This is a genomic window from Desulfosalsimonas sp. (assembly GCF_046483245.1).
Classification (GTDB): domain Bacteria; phylum Desulfobacterota; class Desulfobacteria; order Desulfobacterales; family Desulfosalsimonadaceae; genus Desulfosalsimonas.
In genome coordinates this window covers 38,786-63,516 of sequence record NZ_JAWODO010000148.1, presented here as the reverse complement: position 1 = coordinate 63,516, position 24,731 = coordinate 38,786, and the positions used below count along the sequence as shown (strand labels likewise).

The 24,731-nt window shown below is 57.4% G+C and carries 13 protein-coding genes; 9 read left to right on the top strand and 4 right to left on the bottom strand.

The features are described from left to right. Positions 1 to 64: 64 nt before the first annotated feature. Positions 65 to 2,182 carry an acetate--CoA ligase alpha subunit gene (gene acs, locus R6U41_RS12910; protein ID WP_410270251.1) on the top strand — a complete coding sequence of 706 codons (2,118 nt, stop codon included), beginning with the start codon at positions 65 to 67 and terminating at the stop codon, positions 2,180 to 2,182. A gap of 167 nt (positions 2,183 to 2,349) precedes the next feature. Here acs and R6U41_RS12905 read toward each other — a convergent pair whose 3' ends face one another. Continuing rightward, positions 2,350 to 4,008 carry an adenosylcobalamin-dependent ribonucleoside-diphosphate reductase gene (locus R6U41_RS12905; protein WP_410270250.1) on the bottom strand — a complete coding sequence of 553 codons (1,659 nt, stop codon included), beginning with the start codon at positions 4,006 to 4,008 and terminating at the stop codon, positions 2,350 to 2,352. Between the two features lie 288 nt (positions 4,009 to 4,296). Between R6U41_RS12905 and R6U41_RS12900 the strand changes: the two genes are divergently transcribed. The 5 genes from R6U41_RS12900 to R6U41_RS12880 all read left to right on the top strand — a co-directional run bounded on the left by R6U41_RS12900 (position 4,297) and on the right by R6U41_RS12880 (position 12,409). Further along, on the top strand, positions 4,297 to 8,211 hold the full coding sequence (locus tag R6U41_RS12900; RefSeq protein ID WP_410270249.1) for a translocation/assembly module TamB domain-containing protein: 3,915 nt from the start codon (positions 4,297 to 4,299) through the stop codon (positions 8,209 to 8,211). A gap of 85 nt (positions 8,212 to 8,296) precedes the next feature. Then, on the top strand, positions 8,297 to 11,056 hold the full coding sequence (gene bamA, locus R6U41_RS12895; protein WP_410270248.1) for an outer membrane protein assembly factor BamA: 2,760 nt from the start codon (positions 8,297 to 8,299) through the stop codon (positions 11,054 to 11,056). 16 nt (positions 11,057 to 11,072) lie between these two features. Then, entirely contained in the window at positions 11,073 to 11,768 is a 696-nt protein-coding gene (locus R6U41_RS12890) for a lysoplasmalogenase (protein ID WP_410270247.1), read from the top strand. A gap of 105 nt (positions 11,769 to 11,873) precedes the next feature. Next, positions 11,874 to 12,131 carry a CopG family ribbon-helix-helix protein gene (locus tag R6U41_RS12885; protein WP_410270246.1) on the top strand — a complete coding sequence of 86 codons (258 nt, stop codon included), beginning with the start codon at positions 11,874 to 11,876 and terminating at the stop codon, positions 12,129 to 12,131. Continuing rightward, the gene (locus R6U41_RS12880; protein ID WP_410270245.1) at positions 12,131 to 12,409 is read left to right on the top strand and encodes a type II toxin-antitoxin system YafQ family toxin; all 279 of its coding nucleotides are present in this window, start codon (positions 12,131 to 12,133) and stop codon (positions 12,407 to 12,409) included. The genes R6U41_RS12885 and R6U41_RS12880 overlap by 1 nt, the downstream gene beginning before the upstream one ends. Before the next feature lie 488 nt (positions 12,410 to 12,897). Here R6U41_RS12880 and R6U41_RS12875 read toward each other — a convergent pair whose 3' ends face one another. Beyond that, complete coding sequence (locus R6U41_RS12875; RefSeq protein WP_410270244.1) at positions 12,898 to 15,876, bottom strand: DEAD/DEAH box helicase; 2,979 nt, start codon at positions 15,874 to 15,876, stop codon at positions 12,898 to 12,900. A gap of 1 nt (position 15,877) precedes the next feature. After that, positions 15,878 to 16,852 carry a DMT family transporter gene (locus R6U41_RS12870; protein ID WP_410270243.1) on the bottom strand — a complete coding sequence of 325 codons (975 nt, stop codon included), beginning with the start codon at positions 16,850 to 16,852 and terminating at the stop codon, positions 15,878 to 15,880. A 151-nt stretch (positions 16,853 to 17,003) separates the two neighbouring features. Here R6U41_RS12870 and R6U41_RS12865 point away from each other — a divergent pair, with 151 nt between their 5' ends. The 3 genes from R6U41_RS12865 (at position 17,004) to R6U41_RS12855 (ending at position 18,756) form a co-directional block, all read left to right on the top strand. Then, positions 17,004 to 17,498, top strand: a complete 495-nt coding sequence (locus tag R6U41_RS12865) for a metallophosphoesterase (protein WP_410270242.1) — start codon at positions 17,004 to 17,006, stop codon at positions 17,496 to 17,498. A gap of 110 nt (positions 17,499 to 17,608) precedes the next feature. Beyond that, on the top strand, positions 17,609 to 18,436 hold the full coding sequence (locus R6U41_RS12860) for a L,D-transpeptidase family protein (RefSeq protein ID WP_410270241.1): 828 nt from the start codon (positions 17,609 to 17,611) through the stop codon (positions 18,434 to 18,436). A gap of 17 nt (positions 18,437 to 18,453) precedes the next feature. Beyond that, entirely contained in the window at positions 18,454 to 18,756 is a 303-nt protein-coding gene (locus R6U41_RS12855) for an Lpp/OprI family alanine-zipper lipoprotein (protein ID WP_410270240.1), read from the top strand. Positions 18,757 to 18,821: 65 nt separating this feature from the next. Here the strand turns inward: R6U41_RS12855 and uvrA are convergent, their stop codons facing one another. Continuing rightward, positions 18,822 to 24,119, bottom strand: a complete 5,298-nt coding sequence (uvrA, locus tag R6U41_RS12850; RefSeq protein WP_410270239.1) for an excinuclease ABC subunit UvrA — start codon at positions 24,117 to 24,119, stop codon at positions 18,822 to 18,824. Between the last annotated feature and the right edge of the window lie 612 nt (positions 24,120 to 24,731).

Here is a 24,731-nt window from a genome sequence, read left to right as displayed (position 1 = left end):
TTCAAAATCAAGACTTGTGCAATTTCGAAGAATGCAAACGTAAAAAAATCTGAAAGAGAGTATAATGGAAAGACTTGATGCGATTTTCTCTCCTAAATCCGTTGCCGTGCTCGGCGCCTCGTCGACTCCCGGCAAGGTGGGCCATGACATTTTTGCCAATATCTTAAGGGGCGAATACACAGGGACCCTGTACCCGGTCAACCCCAAGGCCCGCTCAATCCTTTGCGTGCGGTGCTACGAATCCATCACGGAAATCCCTGACCCGGTGGACATGGCCATGATCATCCTGCCGCCGAAGCTGGCACTTCAGGCCGTGCGCGACTGTGTGGAAAAAGGCGTCAAGGGCATTGTCATTGTCTCGGCCGGGTTCAAGGAGGTGGGGGGCGAAGGCGCGCAGATCGAAACCGAGATCGCCGATGTCTGCCGCCGGGCAGATATTCCCTTGGTGGGTCCCAACTGCCTGGGGGTCATCAACCCTCACCCGGATGTGCGGTTAAACGCCAGCTTTTCCACCCATCTGCCCGAATATGGCAACATCTCGTTTATCTCCCAGAGCGGGGCGCTTTGCACAGCCGTGCTCGACTTTGCCATGTCCCGGGGATACGGATTTTCCAAGTTTATCTCCATCGGCAACAAGGCGGACGTGGATGAATTCGACCTGCTGCAGTACTATCATAAGGACCCGGAAACCCGGGTGATGATGGTCTACATGGAAGAGCTGCGCATGCGGGAAAACTTCGTGGACAAACTCAAGCACATCACCTCGGATCACCGCCCCACGCCGATTCTGGTGATCAAGTCCGGCAAGACCGCCTCAGGGGCAAAAGCCGCTTCTTCGCACACGGGCTCACTGGCCGGATCAGAGGCTGTTTACAACGCCATTTTTGATGAAGCCGGCATCATGCGGGTGGACACCGTGGATGAACTGTTTGACTACGCCGGCGTGTTTTCCGCGAACCGGCTACCCGCGGGAAACCGCACCGCCATTATCACCAACGCCGGCGGACCCGGCATCATTGCCACTGACATGACCGAGGTCTCCGGCCTGAAACTGGCGCAATTCTCTGATGAAACCGATGCGGCCCTGCGCCAGCACCTGCCGCCCACGGCCAACTTCAGCAACCCCGTGGACGTCATCGGCGACGCGCCGAGCAAACGCTACGAGCACGCCTTGGATGCGGTGATCAAAGACGATGGCGTGGACTGCGTGCTCATGATTTTAACCCCCCAGTCCATGACCGATGCCATCGGAACGGCCAGGGCCATTGTCAAGACCTATAAAAACACGGACAAACCCATTATCTGCTGCTTTATGGGGGTGGTGGACGTATCCGCCGGCGTGCAATACCTGCAGGAGCACCACGTACCGGTCTACGCGTTTCCGGAAAACGCGGCCCGGGCCATGGGAATGCTCTATGAAGCCACCCGCTGGCTGACACGAACCATCCTGCCCCAGTATGACCTGACATTTGACCGGGACCGGGCCAGAAAGATCGTGGACGAATGCCTGAAAAGCGGCAAGACCGTACTGGGCGAGCATGACGGCGCTCGCCTGCTGCAGTGTTACGGATTTCCCACTCTGCCCGCTGAAGTTGTCGGCTCAGCCCGGGAAGCCGGCCAGGAAGCCGAAAAAATGGGTTATCCGGTGGTCATGAAAGTGGTGTCCCCCCAGATTCTGCACAAAATGGACGCAAAGGCCGTGGTGTTAAACATTGAAACCAGCCAGGAAGCCCAGCAGGCATATACCGATATCGTCAACAATGCCAAAGACTACAACCCGGATGCACAAATCCAGGGCGTAATGGTCACAAAAATGGCGCCCAAAGGCGAAGAAGTCATCCTCGGGGTCAACCGGCACCCGGGATTCGGTCATCTGCTGATGTTCGGATTCGGCGGCATCTACGTGGAGCTGTTTAAAAACGTTTCCTTCCGGATGGCGCCCATCGGCCGAAATAACGCCCGCAGGATGATCCGAAGCGTCAGGGGATATCAGATCCTCACCGGCTACCGGGGCAAACCCCGGGCCGACATTGAAACCATTGAAAAGCTGCTGGTGGGCCTGTCCAGCCTGGTCACGGACTGCCCCCAGGTAAAGGAGCTGGACATCAACCCCCTGCTCGTGCACGAAGAGAGCAAGGGCGCCACAGTGGCCGATATCATCATCACCCTGGAAGAAGAGTGATCAATTGATGGCACCGCAAAAAGTCCAATATCTGCGTTACGCGCGATTTCTCAGAATTTCACGTACGGATAAGTACGCTGCATTCTTCGAAATCGCGCAAGCCTTGATCTTGAACTTTTTACAGCGCCATCTGAAAATCGACTTTTTACGAGCGCGTCATCAATTGGTCACTCGCATCTTTCGCACCGCACCGGGCCGGCCGAAAGGCTCTGGGCCGGGCGGGAGTGGTCCCGGTATGCGGTAACGCCCTTGACCTGCATGGCAGCGGCCTGGTCAAAAAGCCGGCGGATGTCTGAGATGGTGGCATCGGCCGGAAAATTAACGGTTTTGGAAACCGCGTTGTCCGTATGTTTCTGAAAGGCCTCCTGGATTTTGAGATGCCACTCAGGGGTCACATCCCAGGCGGTCTGAAAGATCTCCTTTGGCGGGGTCTGCCCCTTGTCCAGGCAGGCCTGATACAGGGGATGAACCTGTTCGATAACCTCGTCGACCACCTTGCGCCGCAGCTCAAATGCAAATACCGGCTCGATCCCGGAACTCACCCCGGCGATCAGGCTGATGGTGCCGGTGGGCGCGATGGTTGTCACAGCCGCGTTCCTGCGCCGCTTAACGCCTTTTTCCGGAAACACGCTGTGTCCGAATCCAGGGAAACTGCCCCGGGTTTCTGCCAGTTGGGCCGAAGCCGAGGCAGCGGTCTGCTGAATGCAGCCCATGATCTTTTCGGCCAGATCCAGGGCCTTTTGGCTCTGGTAGGGCACCCCCATTGCAATCAGCGCATCTGCAAACCCCATGAGCCCAAGGCCGATCTTACGGTTGGTGCGGCTCCACTCCTCGATGCGCCGCAGGGGGTAGCGGTTGACCTCGATCACATTGTCCAGAAAATGCACAGCCAGGGCCACGATCCGCTCCAGGCCGTCATAATCGATTCCCTGATCCGAAACAAACCGGGTCAGATTCACCGAGCCCAGGGTGCAGGATTCAAAGGACAGAAGGGGCTGTTCGCCGCAGGGATTGGTGGCTTCGATGCGGCCCAGCCCGGGGGTGGGGTTTTCCCGGTTGATCCGGTCAATAAACAAAATTCCCGGATCTCCGCATTCCCATGCGCTTTCAGCGATCATATCCATGATTTTCCGGGCGGGTTTTTCCCCCACCACCGCCCCGGTGCGCGAATGAATCAGGGGATAATGCCCCCCCTTTTCCAGGCTGTTTAAAAACCGCTCGTCCACGGCCACGGACAGGTTGAAATTCTGCAGGCCCTGCTGCCGGGTCTTGGCCCGGATAAACTCCTCGATATCCGGATGGGATACATGGAGCACGCCCATGTTGGCCCCGGGTCTGACCTGGTTGCGGTCAATGATGTAAGTGGCTGAATCAAACAGTTCAATAAAGGAAACCGGTCCGCCGGAAGCTCCGAATGCGGGAAAAATGGTATCGCCCCGGGGACGGATCCGGGAAAAGGAAAATCCGGTGCCGCCCCCGCTCTGGTGGATCAGGGCCGTGTCCTTAAGGGTCTGGAAAATGGATTCCAGGTTGTCGTCCACCGGCAGCACAAAACAGGCCGCCAACTGCCCCATGGGGCGGCCGGCATTGATCAGGCAGGGTGTGTTGGGCAGAAAGGCCAGAGATGTCATGGCCGCCTCAAATGCACCGGCTATTTTGCGCACGGATGCGCCCGGGTCAAACATCCGGTCAGCCTCTGCCACCGCCCGGGCCACCCGGTGAAACAGCTGCTCCGGGGTTTCAATGATATTGCCCCGGTTGTCCCGGGCCAGGTATCGTTTCTCCATCACGGCCCGGGCCACCGGGGTCAGTTCCAGATCCGGCATATCCTGATTCCTGACATTATTTTCCTGTAAGCATCAATTCAGCGTCCACCTGCTTTCCGGACAAAGGCAGGGAATATGGCAGCAGAATCCCATTAAAGTATTGTCAATGACAGTTGCTTAGCATATTATAATAAATTCATACAATACCGCAAGCACTGCATCCTTTTTTCAGCCGGTGCCCATGACAGACGCCTGATACGATTTCATTGAAACAGAAACCATGACAAGAATCAAAAAAACAGGCCGGGTCACTGACCTGCCAGCGGAGCTGCAATGATCCGGCGGCTGTTGAAAATACTGGCAATTGCCGCGGCCGCAGCAGCCGTTCTGGCGGTTGCAGCCGTCATTGGCGCTCAGGTGTTTCTCAACACAGACACCGCCGGCAGCATGATTCAAAAGCGGATCAACGCCGCCATACCGGGCCGGATTGACTGGGAAAGCCAGAACATTTCATTGTTTAAGGGCAGCGTCCGGGTCCGGGGAATCCAAATTCTGGACCCGGACGCCCGGCCGGTGATCACGGCTGAAGAAGTGTTTGTGGACATCGGCCTGATAAAGCTTTTTTCCGGCCGGATACTGGTGGAAACAGCCACCATCCGCAGCCCCGGGGTATTTGCAGAAACCGGGCCTGACGGAAAACTCAACATTGTGCATGCATTTGTCACACCCGGGGAGAAAGCCGCACCGGAAAGCGTGCCCGAAGAAAAAACCTTTGCCCGGCAATTCAATGTCGGCATCAGGGAACTGGCTGCAGAAGACGGAACCTTTCGCCTGCAAACCCGGGAGTCAGGTCGGCCGCCGGATGTTTTTCTCGAAAATTTCTCCATTTCCGCCCGGGATGTGGACATTGCAGGACAATCCGGGAGCCTGCGGCTTTCCATCCGAAACGGACGGGTCAACACCGCGGGCATTCAGGCGCCAATTGACCATTTTGTCCTGGAAGCCGCCCTTGCAGAAGGTCTGCTTGACCCCCTTGAACTCCGGCTGCAGTCGGCAAAATTGCAGATTTCGGTTTCCGGAAGCGTGGCCGGGCTTTTTTCCGAGCCCGCCCCTAACCTGCGAATCCAGGCCCTGGCCGATCTTTCCGAAATCCGGCAGATGCTCAGCCTTGATCCGGAATTTTCCGGCCGGATCAGGATTTCTGCGGAAACAAACGGGACAATCAACAATCCGGATGTTTTGCTTGAGCTGGATTCAGACGGCTGCCGCCTGCCCGGCGCGGAGCTGGAAAAAATTGCCGTCAGGGCGGAGATGCGCGACCGGCAGGTGGATATCAGCCGTCTTGAAGCCGGTATTTACAAAGGCCTTGTGAGTGCTTCCGGCACCTTAAACCTCAAAGAGGCTTTTCCCCGGGGATTGACAACTCCATCCTTTGAACCCGAGGCCATGACCACAGACCTGGCCATCACGGTTTCTGATCTTTTGCTTTCGGCAATACCGGGCATGGATTCTTTTCAGGGCAATGTTTCCGGCCGGATCGACCTTAAGAGCACGGCAATATTGCCAAAAAACCTGATTGCAGACATGGACGCACAGCTCAGGGCCGGAGGGATTTCCTTTAACAGCGACAGTACTGGCCTTGACATGAACGTCTCGGCTCGGGCCCGCATGGAAAAAAGCGTTGTTCATCTCCTGCGCATGAAGGCAGAGTCTGCGGATTTTTCCCTGCAAGCGTCCGGCGCCTATGACATTTTCCAAAACAGTCTGGATTTCCGGACGCGGGCCGGCATTTCCGAACCGGGCCGGCTTGCAGCACAATTCGGCGTGGCTGGCGTAACAGGGAAAAACGTCACGCTGGCGGCAGACATCTCCGGGCATGTGGCCCGGCCCGCTGTTGACGCCGAAATCACCGCCCTTGCCCCGGGTTTCATGGATACCGCCATTGACCGCCTGGAGGCAAAAGTGGAATTTTCCGAAGGCCGCCTGGATCTGCCCCGGGTGCTGGTGGAAAGCCTTTCTTCAAGGGCCGAGCTTTCCGGCCGGATCCAGCTCCTGGATCCGGAGACATTTCTGCCCGAGCCGGATCCGGCATTGGATCTTTCCGTCCGCACAAACGAAGCACAGATCAGCGACTTTGTCCCGCAGGTCTCCGGGCTGGCGCAGGTATCGGCGGATATCAGGGGAAGCCTGAAAAATCCCGAAGGCCAAATCACTGCAGCGGCCCGGAATCTCAAAACCCCTGTGCAGGACATTGATGCAATTGATCTCCAATCGGTCATCAAAGACCGGCGGATAAATTTAGCCCCGCTTGAAATCTTTATCACACAGGAGCAGTCCCTGCAGGCCCGGGGCTGGATCTCCATGGACCGGGAATATGAACTGGAAATCCGGTCCGACGCCATAGATCTTGCCTCCCTGAAACGGCTCTCGAACTCAGGCATCCAGGGCAAAGCCGAAATTTCCGCACAGGGTGTGGGCACCCTGGATGCACCCGGCATCGACGCCCTGATCAGCCTATCGGATCTGTCTGCAGAAGGCCGGCAGATTCCGGACATGAACATCAGCGCCGGGCTGGAAGGCACAAAAGCAAGGGTGAACATTTCCGAACCCTTTTCCTTAAACGGGACCTACACGCTTTCCACCCGGGATTTTTCGGCTCAAGCACAATTTTCCGGCACACAGCTGGCACCCTTTTTCAAGCTGGCCGGCATGGGCGGTTTTTCCGGGGCTGTCACCGGCAGTTTGCGGGCAGAGGGAAACGCCGCAAATATTGAAAATGCGCGCGCAGACCTGGACCTGCCCGCCCTTGATCTGTTTTTCCATGAAAAAGAAATCATTTCCGCCGTAGGTCTTACCGCCTCATTTGAAAACAGGGAAATAACCCTGCCGGAAAACCGCATCACCCTGTTTCAGGAAGGTTCCCTGACAATCCGGGGCACCGGCGGGCTGGAGCGGAACATGCGCATCTCCGCGCAAGGCGTTTTGCCGGCAAAGCTTGCCGCGCAACTCTACCCTGAAATCGAGGCGCCTGAGGGGCAGGCCCGGCTTTCGGCTGAAATCAGCGGCAGCATTGCCGATCCGGAAATTTTTGCGGAAATCAATCTGCAGGATGCAGGCTTTACGATTGCGCAAACAGCACAGCGTGTACATTCCCTGAACGGCCGCATCCGGCTGACACAAAAAGCCCTCACTGTCTCCGGGCTCTCAGGCCGGATCAACCAGGGCGAGTTTTCCGTAAACGGAACAGCCGATCTTGAAAACTACGCACCTGTCAGGACAAACATGGACATCCGGGCCCGGGCGCTGCCCGTGGAAGTGCCGGACACCCTTGACCTGCAGCTCAATGCGGATCTCAACTTTTCCGGCACCCCGAACCAGGCGGCCCTGACCGGCGATGTGGTGCTGCTCGAAGGCCTCTATTACAGGGACTTCAACCTCAACCTGCTTCATGCAGCAGGCGAACTGGGCAAGCGAAGACGCCAGAGCCCGGTCCCCAGCCGGATGCCGGAAATTGAGATGCCTTTTTTCAAAAACCTGTCCTTTGACATCTCCCTCGAACACAGAAATTCCTTTATGGTGGACAACAACGTGGCCCTGCTCACCGTGCGCCCCCAGCTTTCCCTGGGCGGGAGTCTGAAAAATCCTGTTCTCACGGGCCGGGCCGAGGTTACACAGGGCACAGTGTCTTACCGCAACACCGAGTTTGACGTGCAAAAGGGCGTCATCGACTTTGTGGACCCCTACCGGATCGAACCGGAGGTCGACATCCGGGCCGAGTCCGAAATAAGACAGTGGACCATTGTCCTGGAAATCACGGGAACACCTGAAAATCTCGACTTTGCGCTTTCCTCCACTCCGCCCGAGGAAGACGAGGATATCATTTCCCTGCTGGCCACCGGCAGAACCACCCGGGAAATCGGCAGCGGCTCCGGGGGTGCGACCGCGCCTGAGCAAATGCTGGCCCGCCTGATCACCGGCCCCCTGGAAAACCGCCTGAGGCGGGGCACCGGCCTTGATATAGTGGAGGTGGAATACAAACGAAACGCTACAGAAGCCGAGGAAAGCGAACAAATGCGGGTGACCCTGGGAAAGGAGCTTTCCCGGCGCCTGACTGTCAAATACGGAGTGGAGCGCAAAAGCGGCGAACTGGTGCAGCAGAGCACGGGTATCTACAAGCTTCTGGAAAACCTCTCGGTCAACGCCTTCCAGGACACTGAAGGCGATTTCGGCGGAGAAATGCGCTATCGGCTGGAATTCCGGTAAAGGTGAAAAAATCGCAATGACACAATTTCTGCGCCGGTATTTTTCGGTTTTTTTTATATGCGGCATTTGCGGCCTGACGATCTGGATGACGGGAACATCGGCGCTTTGGGCTCAACAGACTGTCCTGCCGGAACCGGTGGTGGATGCAGTCAGAATTGAAATCACCGGAGATCCGGAAGATGCGCAAAGACTCTCCGGCATTGCCCGGCGCATCATATCGATCAAGGCGGGAAAGCCGTTTTCAGACCAGCGCCTGTCCCGGTCCCTAGAGTCGCTCAAACGCTCCGGGCTTTTTGCCGCCATCAACATCCCGGACCCGGACTGGACAGCCGATCCCATGGAAGTGGTCTTCCGGCTGACCCCGCGTGAACGGATCCAGAACATCCGGATCAAGGGGGGCTTTCCCCTGCTGGAGCGCGAAATCCGAAACGCCATGACCATTGTCGAAGGAGACCCCTGTGTTCCGGAAAATCTACCGGACCAGCAATCCCGGGTGGAATCCTTGTTTGCCAGGGAGGGCTATATCCGGCCCAAAGCTTCTATTTCGGTGAAAAAGGATCCGGACAGCAATCATTGCATACTTGATCTGACAATTGACAAGGGGCCGTTTTACCATGTGGAAGCGGTCCGCTTCGAGGGAAACCAAGCCTTTTCATCCGCCCGGCTCAAGATGCGGCTTTCCACCTGGCAGTCTTCCCTGCTGCTGGGCGGGCCGTCGCGGTTTGTGGAGCAAAAGCTCCGGGAGGATATCAAAGCCCTTGAACACTTTTACCGCGGCAAAGGTTTTGCTGAAGCCGAAATTGACGCCAAAGTGGAAAAAAAACAGAAAAACGGCAATGTGCGGGTGCGGTTTACAATCCATGAGGGCCCGTTGTACGAGGTTTCGTTTAAGGGAAATCAAGCCTTCTGGAACATGACCCTGAAAAAGGAGGTGGTGCTTTTCACAGAGGGCAACAAAAACGGCATGGGCCTGCGAAAAAGCGTCCGGAACATAAAAAACCGCTACAGGTCCCGCGGGTATCCGGAGGTCCAAATCCGGACCGAAGAAAAGCAAACCCGGCAGAACCGGCCGCCAGTCAAACCCGTTGTCTTTGAAATCACCGAAGGACCTTTTCACATGGTGGATTCTGTTTCCGTTTCCGGCAACAACCACTTTTCCGACAAACGCATAAAGGCGCAGATGCTGACTGCACTGCCGGGACTGCTTTATTCCGGCGCCTACTCAGAAGATGTGCTCAGGGAGGATCTGCTGGCGATCAATGCCCTGTACGTGGAGGCCGGCTACAGAAACGCAGAAATCAATTACAGCGTGGACACCCGCAAGGCACCGGACAAACAGGACACCAACCTTGTCCCGGTGCAGATCCATATTGATGAAGGCCCCAGGACCATGGTCAGCCAAGTCAGCGTGGAAGACAGAGGCATTATTGACAACGACCGGGCCGTGGACATGCTGGAGATGAAGCCCGGGACCCCGTTTCGCCGGTATCTGGTCAAGGAGGATCAAACCGCTCTGGCAGAAGCGGTTTCCGAGCAGGGGTATCCCCATGTGGCAGTTGAGCCCCGGGTTTCCATAAGCCAGGACAAAACCGGGGCAGACATTGCCTACATTATTGACCCGGGCCCGGCAACAAAAATGGGTGAGACCTTTTTTACAGGCAATTTTCACACCCGGCGCCGGATCCTGGACCGGGAAATGGATATCAAGCAAGGCGATCCCTTTTCCCTGTCAGATCTTCTGGCCTCCCAGCGCAATATCCGCAGCTTAAACGCCGTGGACACCGCCCGTTTTAAAACCTTCGGCCTGGAGGAAAAGGCGGAGAAGATCCATATGATTGCCGAAATCCAGGAGGTAAAGCCTTATTTTGCAGAACTGGCCCTGGGATATGACACGCGCCGGCAGCTCTATGTCAATGCTGCGGCCGGAAACCGGAACCTGCTGGGTTTAAACAAAACCTTGCGCGCGGAACTGGAATTTTCCCAGATCGGCTACCGGGCGGACCTGGACCTGATCGAGCCGCGATTTTTCGGCACCCGGATTTCAGCGGGGGCCAGCCTGTTCGCGGAGGAAACAGAGGAACTCAACAAGGATTTCGGAACCCGGATGTACGGCACGTCCCTGGGGTTTTCGAGGATACTGACACCGGATTTAAACGCAGGGCTCAACTTTCGCTACGAATCCCGGGAGCAGTACAGAACCGATGACCAGCCCATACCTGAAGACGAAGCCGAAGAATACAGGTCCCGCTCCATTATCACAGCTTCGCCCAACCTGACATACAACACCACTGACTCGTTTCTTCGCCCCACCCGTGGGGTGCGGGTCTCAGCATCCGTGGACGCATCCCGGGGCCTTGACAACGACCTGGACCACTTTTTCAAGTACCGGCTTGACACGCGCTGGTATTACTCCCCGACAAAGCGGCTGACCCTGGCGTTTCACGGCCGCATCGGCCATATTGACCCCTACGGGGACAATGACCGGGTCCCGGAGGATCAATTGTTTTTCCTGGGCGGGACCGCTGACGTGCGGGGATTTTCCGAAAACAAGCTGCGCATTGACGAAAACAGCGACCCGGTGGGCGGCCGCACCGCAATCCTGGGCAGCACAGAGGCTCGCTTTGATCTGGGGTTAAACCTGGAAGCCGCGGTTTTCCTGGATACCGGTGCCGTGCGAAACCCCCTTTCAGATGCCGGAAATGATGATTTCCGGACCTCTGCCGGCCTGGGTCTGCGCTATATCACCCCCATCGGCCCGGTGGGCGCCATGTACGGCTGGAAGCTCGACCGCCGGGAAGGCGAAAGCCCGGGCGCGTTTCATTTTGCCATTGGATATACATTTTAGCACAGGAGAAGGCCTTATGCAGTCAGAGCCGGAATTTGGCGGCGGCAACCTTCAAAAATTTAATTTCAACGGATACAGCCTGGTTTTTGCGCTGGGCGCGGCCGCCTTTCTTGTGATGCTGGCAGCCGGCATCAGCGGCCCTGCCCGGACCGCGGCAAAGGCGGTACCCGTGGCCACCCTGCTGGTGCTGGTCCTCCGGGATATGGGCGGCTTTGTCCGGTTCTGCCTTGCCGGGGCCCTGCTGGGATCAGTGGCCGGCGACATCCTGCTGGACCTGCCTTATGATGCCTTGTTTGTCTTCGGCCTGGCCGCGTTTCTGGCCGGACACCTGTTTTACACCCTGCTGTTTTTCCGGTATGCCCGGCTGCCCGGCGGGTTTGAAACCGCCGTGACCGCGGCAATGGTGATCTTTGCCGCGGCCATGATATGGCTGTTTTCCGGCATTGAGCAGGCGCTTTTCAAGCCCGTGGTGCTCTACATTGTGGTGATTGTGGCCATGAGTATCGGCGCGCTACTGGTGCCGGCCGCAGACCGGCTCCTTTTTTACGGGGCTTTAATATTTATCGCCTCGGACGTGGTCCTTGCAGTCAACAAGTTTCTCATCACCATCCCGGCCGGCCGGAGCATCAACATCACCCTGTATTTCACCGCCCAGTACATCATCATCGCCGCAGCCCGGGCCATATGGAAACCCTCCCGGCGCGTCAATTAAAAAAACATTCTAAAGATATTCAAAGAATATTTTTCCGGCATTGATTGACAATCCATCTGCCACGCACTAATATTTTCTTAAATCATTGAAAAAGGGATAAACACAATGAAACAAACAAAAAAAAAAAATAAAGACGTCCAGATATCCATCAAAATGGATCCGGAATTGCGCAATCAGTTCATGGAATTGGCGGAAAGCATGGATCGGCCGGCAGCCCAGATTATCCGGGAATTGATGCGCTCTTTTATCGCCTGCCGAAAAATGCCCAACGCAGAAACCATTGCAGCCATTGAAGCCGTTGAAAACGGAGATGTCAAAACTTATGACAACACCACGGATCTTTACCATCAGCTTGGTATTTGATGGCTCCGCGCAAAATCCATACATCAACCCGGTTTGAAAAGGATACGGCCCTGGCGGTACGCAGGGGCAAAGATACCAGAAAGCTCAGAGCCGCAATTGAGAGGCTTGTTGAAAAACAGCCGCTTCCCGGGCAATTTAAAGATCATCGCCTCAAAGGAAACTGGAAAGGGTATCGGGATCTGCACCTGGAACCGGACTGGATATTAATTTACAGGGTCGATGAAGAAAACCTCTGGCTGGTGCGCACCGGCACCCATGCGGACCTGTTTGGGACCTGACATCCATGTCTGATGTTTTGCAGGAAGGAAGCCCTGCGGCCGGCGTCGGCTTTTTCGCTCCTGACCGTTTTTGCGGATTGATCAAATGCCTTTGCTTAAAATTGACAGACCCGCTCTGCCTTGCTCAAACAGTTTGAATTTTTCACGCAAAAACGCTCAATGTCGCTTCAAAAGCCGACCCCGCCCTTGGACTTCCTTGGAGGCGTTCTTCCCGGTCCAAACCCCGGGATCCAGCATTAACGGCAACTTTTTTTGATGTTACTTCCAAGACTTGAATGTGTTGCTCCGGACTCCCTTGGTGTGAAACTTTGCACACAGTCGGCCATGATGCCGGCCCGGAGGTGGTTTGCAAGTCGCATTGAGCGCGCAAGCGGTCAGCAGGGAGCAAACCGCCACCGGGTCGGCATCATGCGAAAATTATAGAACCAAGCACTGATGGCGCCATCTGAAATCAGACTTTTTACAGGCTTATCAAAAACATAACAGACCTATTCCGGCAAAGAGATCAGGTCCATGAGTTCGTCCCGGGAAAAGGTCTTGAGCAGGCCCGGATCATCTTCTGCAATCACGTCGGCCATGAGGTTTTTCTTGCGGTCAATGATGGCTGAAATCTTTTCTTCCAGGGTTCCTTCGGTAACCAGTTTAAACACCTGCACCCCCCGGTTCTGACCGATTCTGTGGACCCGGTCTGTGGCCTGATCCTCCTTGGCGGCATTCCACCACCGGTCGTAATGAATCACCACGGATCCGCCGGTGAGATCAATCCCGCTGCCGCCGGCCCTGAGACTGCCCACAAACACCCGGCATTCCGGATCATTATTGAACCGATCGATCTGACGGCCCCGGGCCCGGGTTTGACCGGTGATGCCGGCCGATTCCACGCCAATGGATTGAAGGTGAGCGATGATCATGCGGATCATGGGCAGAAACTGGCTGAAGACCACCACCTTCTGCCCGTTTTGAAGGCAGGCATCCAGCAGTTCCACAAAAAGCTCCCATTTTCCGGAATCCATGGCTGCCTGATCCGTTTTGAAGTTTTTGGGGACTGACCCCCGGTCCACCGAAGCCGGATGATTGCAGATCTGCTTTAACAGAGAGAGCAGGGCGAAAATATGAATATAGGGAATATCGGCATCTCCGCGCGCCAGCTGTTGTTGCAGCTTTTTGCCCCGGCCGGCCACCGCATCCCGGTAAAGCCGCACCTGGGTATCTGTGAGCCGGCAGTATCGGATGTCCTCTATTTTTTCCGGAAGTTCGTGGAGCACCGCATCCTTTGTCCGGCGAAGGGTAAAAGGCCGGATCAGCCGCTGCAGCTCTTTGCGCCGGTGCCTGCCTGCGTTTTCATAGCGACGGGCAAACTCCTGGTCTGTTCCCAGGCATCCGGGCAGCACCAGATCCATGAGGGCCTTTAAATCCGTTAGCCGGTTTTCCACCGGGGTGCCCGTGACCGCAATTTTCAGATCCGCCCGGATCGCGTGTGCCGCGGCATGGGATTTGGTGTCCGGGTTTTTGATCAAATGGGCTTCGTCAAATGCCGCCGCAGCAAACCCGATACCCTGCAAAACCGCCGCATCCCGCAACAGTATGCCGTAGGAGGTAATCATCACCATGCCCGGAACCGAAAGGTCGGCCATCTCCCGGCCGGCACCATAGTAAACCGATGCCTGCAGGCCCGGTGCATGCTCCCGGATTTTGCGCTCCCAATGAGAGATCACCGTGGTGGGGCACACCACCAGACAGGGCGCCGGCTTTTGCCGGTTTTCCGCAAGCCATGCCATGAGCGCCATGACCTGGTGGGTTTTGCCCAGACCCATTTCATCGCACAAAAGCCCGCCCATGCGGTTTTCCGCAAGAAAACTTAGCCACTGAAGCCCGTTTTCCTGGTAACCGCGCAGACCGGTGGCCATTCCGGCCGGCCGGGTGACGGGGGTTGCCGGCTGCATGTCCAGGATTGCCGAAAGGCTTTTGGAAGGTGCATCCCCCTGAGGTCGGACCCGGAGATTTCCGCCGGATGCGGCCTGGATCCGCAAAAGATCCATCCGTGACAATTGCAGGGTTTTTCTGCCGTCTGCAAGCTGGGCGGAAACCGGGCTTCCCGGCAGTTTTACAACCGGCCCCAGGTCCAGATCCCGGATTTCCACCCATCCGTCATCCACGGGAAGATATTTCTTCCCCGCCCTGCGGGCCGCGTAAATATCGGCCAGGCGGACGGTCACGTTTTCCCCGAACCCATAGGACACAGCCAGCCAGCACCAGTCCCGGTCCACGGCCTCGGCCGCAATCTCCATGCGGTCCCATTGCCGGTGCAGCCTGAGCCGTTTTGCGCTGGGATCAATGATATTGGGAGGTGAAAAAATATCTCCCATTTTATCGATGATTTCCGGGACCCGTTCGGGTTTGATCCTTTTTGTGTACTGCCGGCCAAAGACCGGGCCGAACCTGTCGGTTGCCTTCCATGTGGCCAGCACATTTTTGTCCGGGATATAAACCGCATCCCCGTACCAGTATTTTTTCAGGCGGCTGCGTTCAATGGCCTCAGTGGCGCCGTCCGGCAAATGCAGCAACAGACAGAGGGTCAGGCGCAGATAATTGTTCTCATCCGCCGAAACCTTGACAATGGATTCCAGGGATTCGGGCCACACCACCTGGCCGGTGCCGGGAAAAATATTCTGGAGCTGCTTTTGCACGCGCATCACCCCTTTTCGGGGAACAACAATGCGAAGCGCCCGGCTGCGGTCTGTACAGGCGATGATATACCGGCCGGTTTCCTGTTCCAGTTCAGTGGCCAAACCCGGCCCTGCATCTGCAGACACGTTTCGAAAATGATAAAGCAGGCGAAACCAGAAACTCTGCTCAAGGGCCTGACGGCGGTTGATCACCTCCTGGAGGGCCATGAGCCGCTCGGTTTCCGTAAGGGTCAACCGGGCCAGCATATCCATGACCCGGCCCCGGTGAAAGGGATTGTCCTTTTGGGGGCAAAGATTGGTGCGTTCCAGGAGCAGCTGCTTTTCCAGGGCCGCCTTTTCGGAGTCTTCCGGGTCGGGTGAAAATGCGGCCAAAAGCTCTGTGTCCGGACCCCATACCCGGATTTCACCGGTATCAGAAGATGTGTCCGGACTGATTTTCAGGGACCCGGAACTGACCGGGCAGGCCTGGTGAAGGGCTGCGGCGGTCTCATACCACGGGGTTTTCCGGAAAAAGGTATCCAGCCAGGACCGGGAGGCCGGATCCGGGACCTTTCGCAGGGCTTCTGACAACTGTTTGATATGCGGACATCTTGATTTTCGTTTTTTGCCAGCGGCGGCTTTGCAACTGCAGGTCAACGTATGATATCCGGTTTTGGGATCCATGAGAAAAACCGCCACCCCCGGATCCGGATCATTTTTTTCCGGCACCAGGGCAAGGGCGTTTCTGTGGTGTTCCAGCCGGTGTGCGGGCAGATATGCAAACAAGTCTTCAGCGGTCATGTCAATGTTCTCCCTGCTGTTTTTCCAAAATAGCCGGCTGTCTGAATTTGCGCAGGGTCAGCACCACGTTGGCGGTGAAAATCAGCAGGGCACCCAGCCAGCCGGCCGACGAAAGGGCCGGATCCGCGGCCACCACCGGTCCGAGCACGGCAGCCAGCAGAATCCGGGTGGATGACAGAATCCCGCCCTCCACGGCCGTGACATACTTAAACCCCAGGGTCAACAGGTACTGGCCGCCCACGCCGAGCACCGAGCAGAGGGCCAGGTAATACAACTGTTTGGCGTCGGGCACGGAAATCTCCCGGAAAAACATGGCATAGATGATAATCGCGCCCAGGCCAAACATATAAAACAAAATGGTATCTGAATCATGGTGCAGCCGGCTGATGTTGAGATAAATAATGGCAAAAGACGCGCTGACACCCGAAGCCAGCCCCCACAGGCTCTCCAACCGCAACTCCAGTTTTCCCGGAGACAAAATCAGCCAGATGCCGGCAAAGGCCACCACCACCATGGCCGCTGCCACGTGATCCCGCTGGTGTTTGAGCAGTATCCAGGAAAACAGGGCCAGAAACACCGGATAGGTCATGTTTAAAATATTGCCTTCTGCCAGGGAGGTCACGGAAACAGCCTGGTAGAAGCAGTACACCGCCAGGCAGTTAAACACCGTGCGCCCCACAAGCAAATGCAGCCGGACAACCCGGGGGCCCTTTCGCCGGACAGCCAGCAGGCCGCAGATCACAAAAAAGCCCAGCAGAAACCGGGCAAACACGAAATACGAGGCCGCGATCACCACGTCCTGCTGCGCCCAACGAATCACAGCCGTGGCCAGGTAAAATAAAAAAGCCGACGCCAGAACGCTCAAACTACCCGTCAACTGCAGAGACCGGGAGGCCTGACGCCTGTCGTAAGGCGCATCAGCAGAAGCCTGCCGGGACTTGTTTTCGGCAATATTTCTGGAAGAATCCGGTTTCATGGTCTTTTCAAACAAGCACCCTGTGTTGAAATTTTCCTTTAAAGCCATTATCATTGACACATGAAGACGAAAAAATAAAGATTTGATAGAATCGTGAAAAGCTTTTACAAAACGACCCTGTAACCGGACCGGCGGAGAAAAAAATACGCTTATGAAACTCGCGGTACTCAGCGACACCCACGACCATATCCAAAACGCCGGAAAGGCGTTGGAAATTATCGGCAAACAGCAGACCGACGCCATTATTCACTGCGGAGACATCATTGCCCCGTTTATGCTAAAGCAATTTCAGCAGGCGCAGATACCCCTTCACTGCGTGTTTGGCAACAATGACGGGGACAAATACCTGCTCACAAAAACCGCGGTAGCCTCAGACGGCCTGATCACCCTTTACGGGATACTCGGGGAAATCGATTTTCAGGGATTTTCTATCGGCTTCACCCATGAACCCCTGATGGCCGAGGGCCTGGCTGCCACGGGCAAATACGACCTGGTCTGCTTCGGCCACACCCACATGCCCCGGCAGGAACAGAGCGGAAAAACCATTCTGCTCAACCCGGGTGATGTGATGGGAAAAGAGGGCAATCCCGGATTCTGCATGGTGGATACCCGCCGGCATTCCATAACCCGACTGACCATCTCCTGAAGGGCGCCGCCATGAAGATGGATTGCCTGCGGGCTGCCTGTGTGGCCGCCCTTTTTTGCATAATCTGCACTGGTACTGCGTTTGGTGCGGCTTTCCGCTATGAGATACAAATGATGGCAGATGTTCAAACACCGGTCATGAACCGGGTGGGCTATGAACAGGTCCATGTTGTCAGGTCCGGGGAAACCCTGCTCGATATTGCCCGGAACTATGAGCTCGGATACAATGAATTGGAACTTATGTATCCGGACATGGACCCCTGGCTGCCTCCCCGGGGACAGGAAATTGTCATTCCCAGAACCTGGGTGCTGCCGCCCACGCGATACCAGCAAGTGGTGGTCAATATCCCGGAAATGCGGCTATACCGTTTTTTTCCGGAGCACAATCTGGTCAAGACCTACCCTGTGGGTATCGGCAGGCAGGGGGCGGCCACCCCGACGGGAGACACCCGGGTTGTTTCCCGTGTGAAAAATCCGGAATGGACCGTGCCCGAGGGCTCCAGACAAAAAGTGGGCCGGGCCGTGGTGCCCCCTGGGCCGGACAACCCCCTTGGAGACTACTGGATCGGCCTGGACGACGATCAGATCGGGATCCACGGCACCAATTTTGCCTGGGGCATCGGCAGAAGGGTCAGCCACGGATGCATCCGGATGTATCCGGAGCATGTTGAGATCTTTTTCAATGAAGTGGCTGTGGGCGACCGGGTGGAAATCATCTACGCCCCGGTTAAGGTAGGGATACAGGGAAATAAAATTTTTCTGGAGGTACACCCGGATATTCATGATATAATCCCGGATATGCATGCTCATGCCGAGGCCCTGTTAAGACAAAGGGGCTTGTTTTCAGGCATTGACCAGCAGCGGATGCAACGAGTGGTGACAGCCCGGCGCGGCGTACCCGAAGCCGTGGGCAGTGTCACCGATCTGAACCAACCATAAAAAAAGGAGGTAGCAACATGGCAAAAAACAACCGGAAAAAGACTGTCTGGACCCTGATGGCCGCATTTATTGCAGTGGTCGCCCTCATGGTGTCGGGCTGTGCCACAACGGCCCAGTTCAATGAACTCCAGGAGCAGGTCAACGCCAACACGGAAAAGATTGACCAGGCCGCAGCAGACGCCGAGGAAGCCAAGGCAGAGGCCGGCAAATCCTTATCGGAGGCCGAAAAGCTCGCAAACGAAGCCAAAATGGCTGCTGACGAGGCCGAGCAGGCCGCCCAGAAGAGCGAAGCCCTTTTCAACCAGCAAATGAAGAAGTAGTTATTTTCACAACACCCCCGGCAGACACACCCCTGCAGGTGAGCTGCCGGGGGCTGTTTCTCGCATCATTTTTGGGCAGCCAGTTTTTCCCGCAAATACGCGGCGGTCAAGGAATCAGCCGAGGCGGCCACCGTCTCGGGAGTGCCCCGGGCCACCACTTTTCCGCCCGTTTCCCCGCCGCCGGGGCCCATGTCAATGACACAATCGGCCGCGGCAATCAAATCCATGTCATGTTCGATCACCACCACTGTATCGCCCCGGTCCGCCATCTGCTGAAGCGCGGAAACAAGCTTTGCCACGTCTGCCATGTGCAGGCCGGTGGTGGGCTCGTCAAGCACGTAAAACCCGCCGCCGGCAGACCTTGTGGTGAGCTCTGCCGCCAGTTTCATGCGCTGGGCCTCGCCGCCGGACAAAGTGGGACTGGGCTGGCCCAGTTTCACATAGCCCAGGCCGATATCGGATAAAAACTGCAACGAACCCACAAGCTTCGGAAACGCGCTGAAAAAATCCAGGGCCTCGTCAACGGTCATGTCCAGCACCCCGGCAATGGACCGATTCTTGAATCGCACCGCCAGGGTTTCGGGGTTGTACCGCCGTCCGCCGCAAACATCGCACGGGATATGCACCACCGGCAGAAGCGGCATTTCCACCCGGTGCCGGCCCTGACCGCCGCAGGCCTCGCAGCGCCCCCCGGAGACGTTAAAGGAAAACCGGGCCGCTGTGTATCCCCGTGCGCGGGCCTCGGGGATCATGGCGAAAACCCGCCGGATTTCATCCATGACCCCCACGTAAGTGGCCGGAACCGATCTGGGGGTCCGGCCGATGGGCGATTCATCCACTTCTTTGGCGCTTTTGATCCATTCCATACCGGAAAGCCCGGCCAGGGTCTTTGGCAGGGGCCGGCCGGACAGGACCGCCCGGACAGCCCGGAAGGTGACATCCCTTACCAGGGTGGACTTGCCCGACCCGCTCACCCCGGTGACGCACACCAGCCGGCCCAGGGGAAAATCCACGGACACATTGGACAGGTTGTGGCAGCTCGCCCCGGATATGGTCAGGCAGGGGCAGTTTTCAAGGCTTCTTCGCCACAGATCTGCGGCAGCACTGCTGCCAAGCCATTGCCCGGTGACAGAGGCGCGATTTTTTTCCAGGGATTGGGGGGTTCCCGCAGCCACTATCCGACCCCCGTCCACCCCGGCGCCCGGGCCCAGGTCAATGACATGGTCTGCCGCACGGATCACCGGCTCCTCGTGCTCCACCACGACCACGGTGTTGCCGCGGTCCCTAAGCTCGCACAGGGCCGAAACCAGAGCCTGGGCGTTTTTGGGATGAAGCCCCACAGTGGGTTCATCAAGCACGTAGCAGACGCCGCGCAGGTTGGAGGAAATCTCGGCTGCAATCCGAACCCGCTGGGCTTCGCCCGTGGAAAGCGTGTTGGAGGGCCGGTCCAGGGTCAGGTAGCCCACGCCCAGATGCTCCAATAACTCCAGCCGGGCATTGATCTCCGGCAGAACCCGCTGGCTGACCTCTGCTGAAACCGCGTCAAGCCCATGGAGCCATTTCCGGACTCCGGATATGGTCATGGCGGCCACTTCGCCGATATTTCTATTGTTGATTTTCACGGCCAGGGCCTCGGGCCGCAGCCGGGTGCCGCTGCAGGCCGGGCACACGGGCGCGTCTGTGTCGGAATCATCGGTTTTGACCCGGCCCGTGCCCTGGCACACCTGGCAGGCCCCGAACTGCTGGCTCCAGGTAAACAGCCGGGGATCGGCCTGGGGCAGTCCGGCCCCGCACTCGGGACAGGCCCGGCGGGTAGAAAAAAAATAATCCCGGCTGCCGGATTTCTGGCCCGGCTCGGTGACGATAACCGCCCCGGCCCCGGCCTCCAGACCGGTTTTCACCCCGGCGCGGATCTGTTCCGGCTGCTCCGGGTCCACCATCACCTCGGCTGTCACTGCCTCCACGTCATGGATGGCATACCGGTCCAGCTTCGGCGGGGCGGCGGATTCATAAAATTTTCCGTCAATGCGCACAAATGCAAAACCGTCTGCTGCAGCCCGGGCAATCACGTCTGCATGATAACCCTTTCGCTTGCGCACCAGGGGGGCCAGAATTCTGATTTTTTTGCCATGAAACCGCTGCAGGATCTGGCGGGTGATTTCCGCGGCATCCGCTGTCTGGCCGGCCACCCCGCAGCCGGGACAAAATGGCGATCCCAGGGCGGAAAACAGCAGGCGCAGGTAATGATACACCTCAGAGGCGGTGCCGGCCGTGGACATGGCCCCGGCCCGGGAAATTTTCTGCTCCAGGGCCACGGTGGGCGGCAGCGAATCCACCCGGTCCACGTCCGGCCGGGAAAGGGGCTGCATGTACTGGCGGGCGTAGACCGGCAGACAATCCAGAAACCGCTCCCTTCCCTCGGAATACAAAACATCAAAGGCAAGGGTGGATTTGCCCGAACCGCTTACCCCGGTGACGCAAACCAGCCGGTTTTTGGGAATTTCCACGGAAATATCGGCCAGGTTATGCTCCCGGGCGCCGCGGATGGAAATGCTTTTGCCCGAAACCGCTTTGCCCCGCCGGCCGGCGGATTCCGGAAATTGTGAGACATCCGGGGCAATGTTTTGCATGGCCCGGGCCGTGAGGGTGTCAAGGCCGGTGATATGCTCCGGCGGGCCCTGGCCCGTGATGCATCCTCCCTCATCTCCGCCCGCAGGTCCCATGTCAATGATCCAGTCCGAAGACCGGGCCAGGTCCATGTCATGCTCGATGACCACCACTGAATGGCCCTGATCGGCAAGCTGCTGCAGACAGCCCACCAGATCAGCCACGTTGTCCGGGTGCAGGCCGGTTGTGGGCTCATCAAGGAGAAACAGCAAGTTTTCCGCGTGCCGGGCCCGGGCCAGATGCCTGGCCAGCTTCAGGCGCTGGGCCTCGCCGCCGGAAAGGGTGGGGGCGGACTGGGACAATGACAGGTATCCCAGGCCGATGTCGATCATGGGCGCAAGTGCGTCCACCACGGCCGGCCGGTCCGAAAACAGATCAGCCACGTCCTTGGCCGGCAAAGACAGCACGTCAGCAATGTGATGGCCCCGGAAATGCACGTCAAGCACATAAGGCCTGAATCGCCGGCCGTCGCATCCCGGGCATCTCACATACACGTCTGGCAGAAACTGCAGTTCCACCCGCTCGTATCCCGCGCCCTGGCAGTGGGGGCAGGCCCCGGCCGGGGTGTTAAAGGAAAACGCCGACTTTGTCAGCCCCATCTGTTTGGCCGCCCGGGTGCCGGCAAAGGCGGTGCGGATGGGATCCAGTACACCCATGTAGGTGGCCGCATTCATTCGCGTGTTTCTGGAAAGCGGGGACTGATCCACCAGCACGGCATCGGAAACATGATGATGGCCGGAAATGCCGCTGCATGCGCCCGGCTCCATGATCTCCAGCCCCTTTTGCCGCCGGAGATTGCGATACACCACATGATCCACCAGGGTGGATTTTCCCGAACCGCTCACCCCGGTGACACACACCAGAAGGCCCAGGGGAATTTCAAGATCGATGTTTTTGAGGTTGTGCTCCCGGGCACCGGTGATTTTCAGCTTTTTTGCCCCGGGTTTCCGGGGATGCGCCGGCCGGGGAATCTGCAGATCCCCTCGGAAATATGCGGCGGTTTTGGAGTTTTTGCGCTTGAGCAGACCGGCCGGGGTTCCCTGGTGCACCACATGGCCGCCCTGGATGCCCGGGCCGGGGCCCAGGTCAATGATCCGGTCCGCGCCCCTGATAAACGCCGCATCATGCTCCACCACCACAACCGCGTTTCCGGCTGCGGCCAGCTTTGACAGCACCCCGGCCAGGCGCTGCTTGTCACCGGGATGAAGCCCCACCGAGGGCTCGTCCAGCACGTACAGGGTGCTGGTCAATGACGCCCCCAGGGCCGTGGCCAACGTCACCCGCTGGGTCTCTCCTCCGGACAGGGTTCTGGACTGGCGGCCCAGGAACAGATAACCCAGGCCCACGTCGCAGAGAAACCCCAGGCGGTCCCGGATTTCGGCAAGCAGCATTTCCGTTGCCCGGTCAGTGCCTGCCAGATCCGAATCACGAAAAAAATCCCGGGCATCCTGGATAGCCATCTGCTGGATTTGGGCAAAATTTTTGTCCTTTATCTGAAACAACAGGGAGCCGGGCTTTAACCGGGCACCCCGACAGTCCGGGCAGGTGAGATACCGGCGGAACCGGGACAGAAAGATCCGGGCGTGCTTTTTGTACCTGCGGCTTTTGAGCCAGTCAAAAAAATCGGCAATCCCGTACCATGACCCGTCCCCCTGCCAGATCCGCTCCCGCAGATCCGGATCCAGGTCCTGCCAGGGCGTGTCTGCGGGCAGCCGTTTTTTGTGCATCCAGGCCATGAGATCCTTCTGGCAGGCAGAATAAGTCTGGGTCTGGAAGGGCCGGATCGCTCCGCCGGCAATGCTTTGCCCGGGATCCGGAATCACCAGGTCCGGGTCGATGTCGATGATCCGGCCAAACCCGTTGCAGGTCTCGCAGGCGCCTACTGGATTGTTAAAGGAAAACAGGGCGGCTGCGGGTTCGGCATAGTCGATATCGCAGACCGGACAATGGAGGCTGTTGCTGAAATGCAGGGTCTCGCGGCTGTCTGCCATTTGCACCTGGATCCGCCCATGGCCGAACTGCAAAGCCGCCTCAATGGAATCAATGATCCGGGCTCGGGCATCAGGACGGATTTTCACCCGGTCGAGCACCACGGTCACCGGCTCTATCCCGCCATAATCCAGGCCGGCCTCCTCAATGCGAAGGGCGTATCCCTGCTCCAGCACACGGGAGAAACCCGCCTGCTCCAGCGTCTCACGCACATCACCCGGGCCTGCATCCCCCACGGGCCGGGCAAAACAGATCAGTGCGGCCCGCTCCCAGGCCCGGGCCAGCAGGGTATCAAAAATGTGCTCCGGACTTTCCCGCTGCACCGGCCGGCCGCAGCCCCGGCAGTAAAGATCGGCTGCCCGGGCAAACAAAGAGCGCAGGTAATCGTCAATGGAGGTCATGGTCCCCACGGTGGAACGCGATGTCTGCACCGGTGAGGTACGGGCAATGGATATGGCCGGCAGCACGCCGTCGATGCGGTCTGCCTCGGGCCGGTCCAGCCGCTCGAGAAACTGGCGGGCATAGGGGGAAAAAGTTTCCACGTACCTGCGGTAGCCTTCGGCATAAAGCACGTCAAAGGCCAGAGACGACTTTCCCGCCCCGGCCACGCCGGTGACAACCGTCACCGCGCCCACGGGCACGGTCACATTGATATTTTTAAGATTGTTCTGCCGTGCGTTGACCACACGGATTTCATCCCGGCCCATATATCGAATCAAACTCCTGTCATGCGATTTGTTTTTCACCTGAACTCAGCGTTTCAGCTCATTTTTTCACAAGCCACAGCAGATCAATTTATATCTTATTTTTCACAATACAACCCGAACTTCTCTGCGGCTGAATCCAACATTTTGATTTTAAACAATTTTTTGCCTCATCCAGCTATCACCAAAACCCTGTCCCACCCCGGGTGCGCCTGCAGGCCCCGTGACAATAGCACCCCATCTATCCCCGGGCATTTCCCTGGATGGCCGGGCCTGTCCCTGCTATTTGACAGCCGGCGGATTGATTTTTATATTTTTGTTAATGTGACATATTCAGCTGTTTTTTCCGGGAGAGCCTGTTGCCATGGGCTGAATAAAAACGACATCTTCTTCTAAATAGTGCCCGAACGAAAACCAGGATTTTTCGTCAAGGTCAAGGACGGCGAAAATTTTAACCGCAGGAATACTCGACGTATTTTGAGGATTAAAATTTGAGCCGGACGCAGAGATTGGCGAAAAAGACGGTTTTCGTTCAGGCACTAAATAACATCAAAAAAGTTGTTGTTCGTGCTTGATCTATAATTTTCGCATGATGCCGACCCGGTGGTGGTTTTC

Excerpts from the sequence above, each read along its gene's own strand:
- acs (WP_410270251.1), top strand. The coding sequence starts at position 65 with ATGGAAAGACTTGATGCGATTTTCTCTCCTAAATCCGTTGCCGTGCTC.
- uvrA (WP_410270239.1), bottom strand. The coding sequence starts at position 24,119 with ATGGGCCGGGATGAAATCCGTGTGGTCAACGCACGGCAGAACAATCTT.
- R6U41_RS12870 (WP_410270243.1), bottom strand. The coding sequence starts at position 16,852 with ATGAAACCGGATTCTTCCAGAAATATTGCCGAAAACAAGTCCCGGCAG.
- R6U41_RS12865 (WP_410270242.1), top strand. The coding sequence starts at position 17,004 with ATGAAACTCGCGGTACTCAGCGACACCCACGACCATATCCAAAACGCC.
- R6U41_RS12880 (WP_410270245.1), top strand. The coding sequence starts at position 12,131 with ATGGCTCCGCGCAAAATCCATACATCAACCCGGTTTGAAAAGGATACG.
- bamA (WP_410270248.1), top strand. The coding sequence starts at position 8,297 with ATGACGGGAACATCGGCGCTTTGGGCTCAACAGACTGTCCTGCCGGAA.
- R6U41_RS12905 (WP_410270250.1), bottom strand. The coding sequence starts at position 4,008 with ATGCCGGATCTGGAACTGACCCCGGTGGCCCGGGCCGTGATGGAGAAA.
- R6U41_RS12860 (WP_410270241.1), top strand. The coding sequence starts at position 17,609 with ATGATGGCAGATGTTCAAACACCGGTCATGAACCGGGTGGGCTATGAA.
- R6U41_RS12890 (WP_410270247.1), top strand. The coding sequence starts at position 11,073 with ATGCAGTCAGAGCCGGAATTTGGCGGCGGCAACCTTCAAAAATTTAAT.
- R6U41_RS12885 (WP_410270246.1), top strand. The coding sequence starts at position 11,874 with ATGAAACAAACAAAAAAAAAAAATAAAGACGTCCAGATATCCATCAAA.
- R6U41_RS12875 (WP_410270244.1), bottom strand. The coding sequence starts at position 15,876 with ATGACCGCTGAAGACTTGTTTGCATATCTGCCCGCACACCGGCTGGAA.
- R6U41_RS12855 (WP_410270240.1), top strand. The coding sequence starts at position 18,454 with ATGGCAAAAAACAACCGGAAAAAGACTGTCTGGACCCTGATGGCCGCA.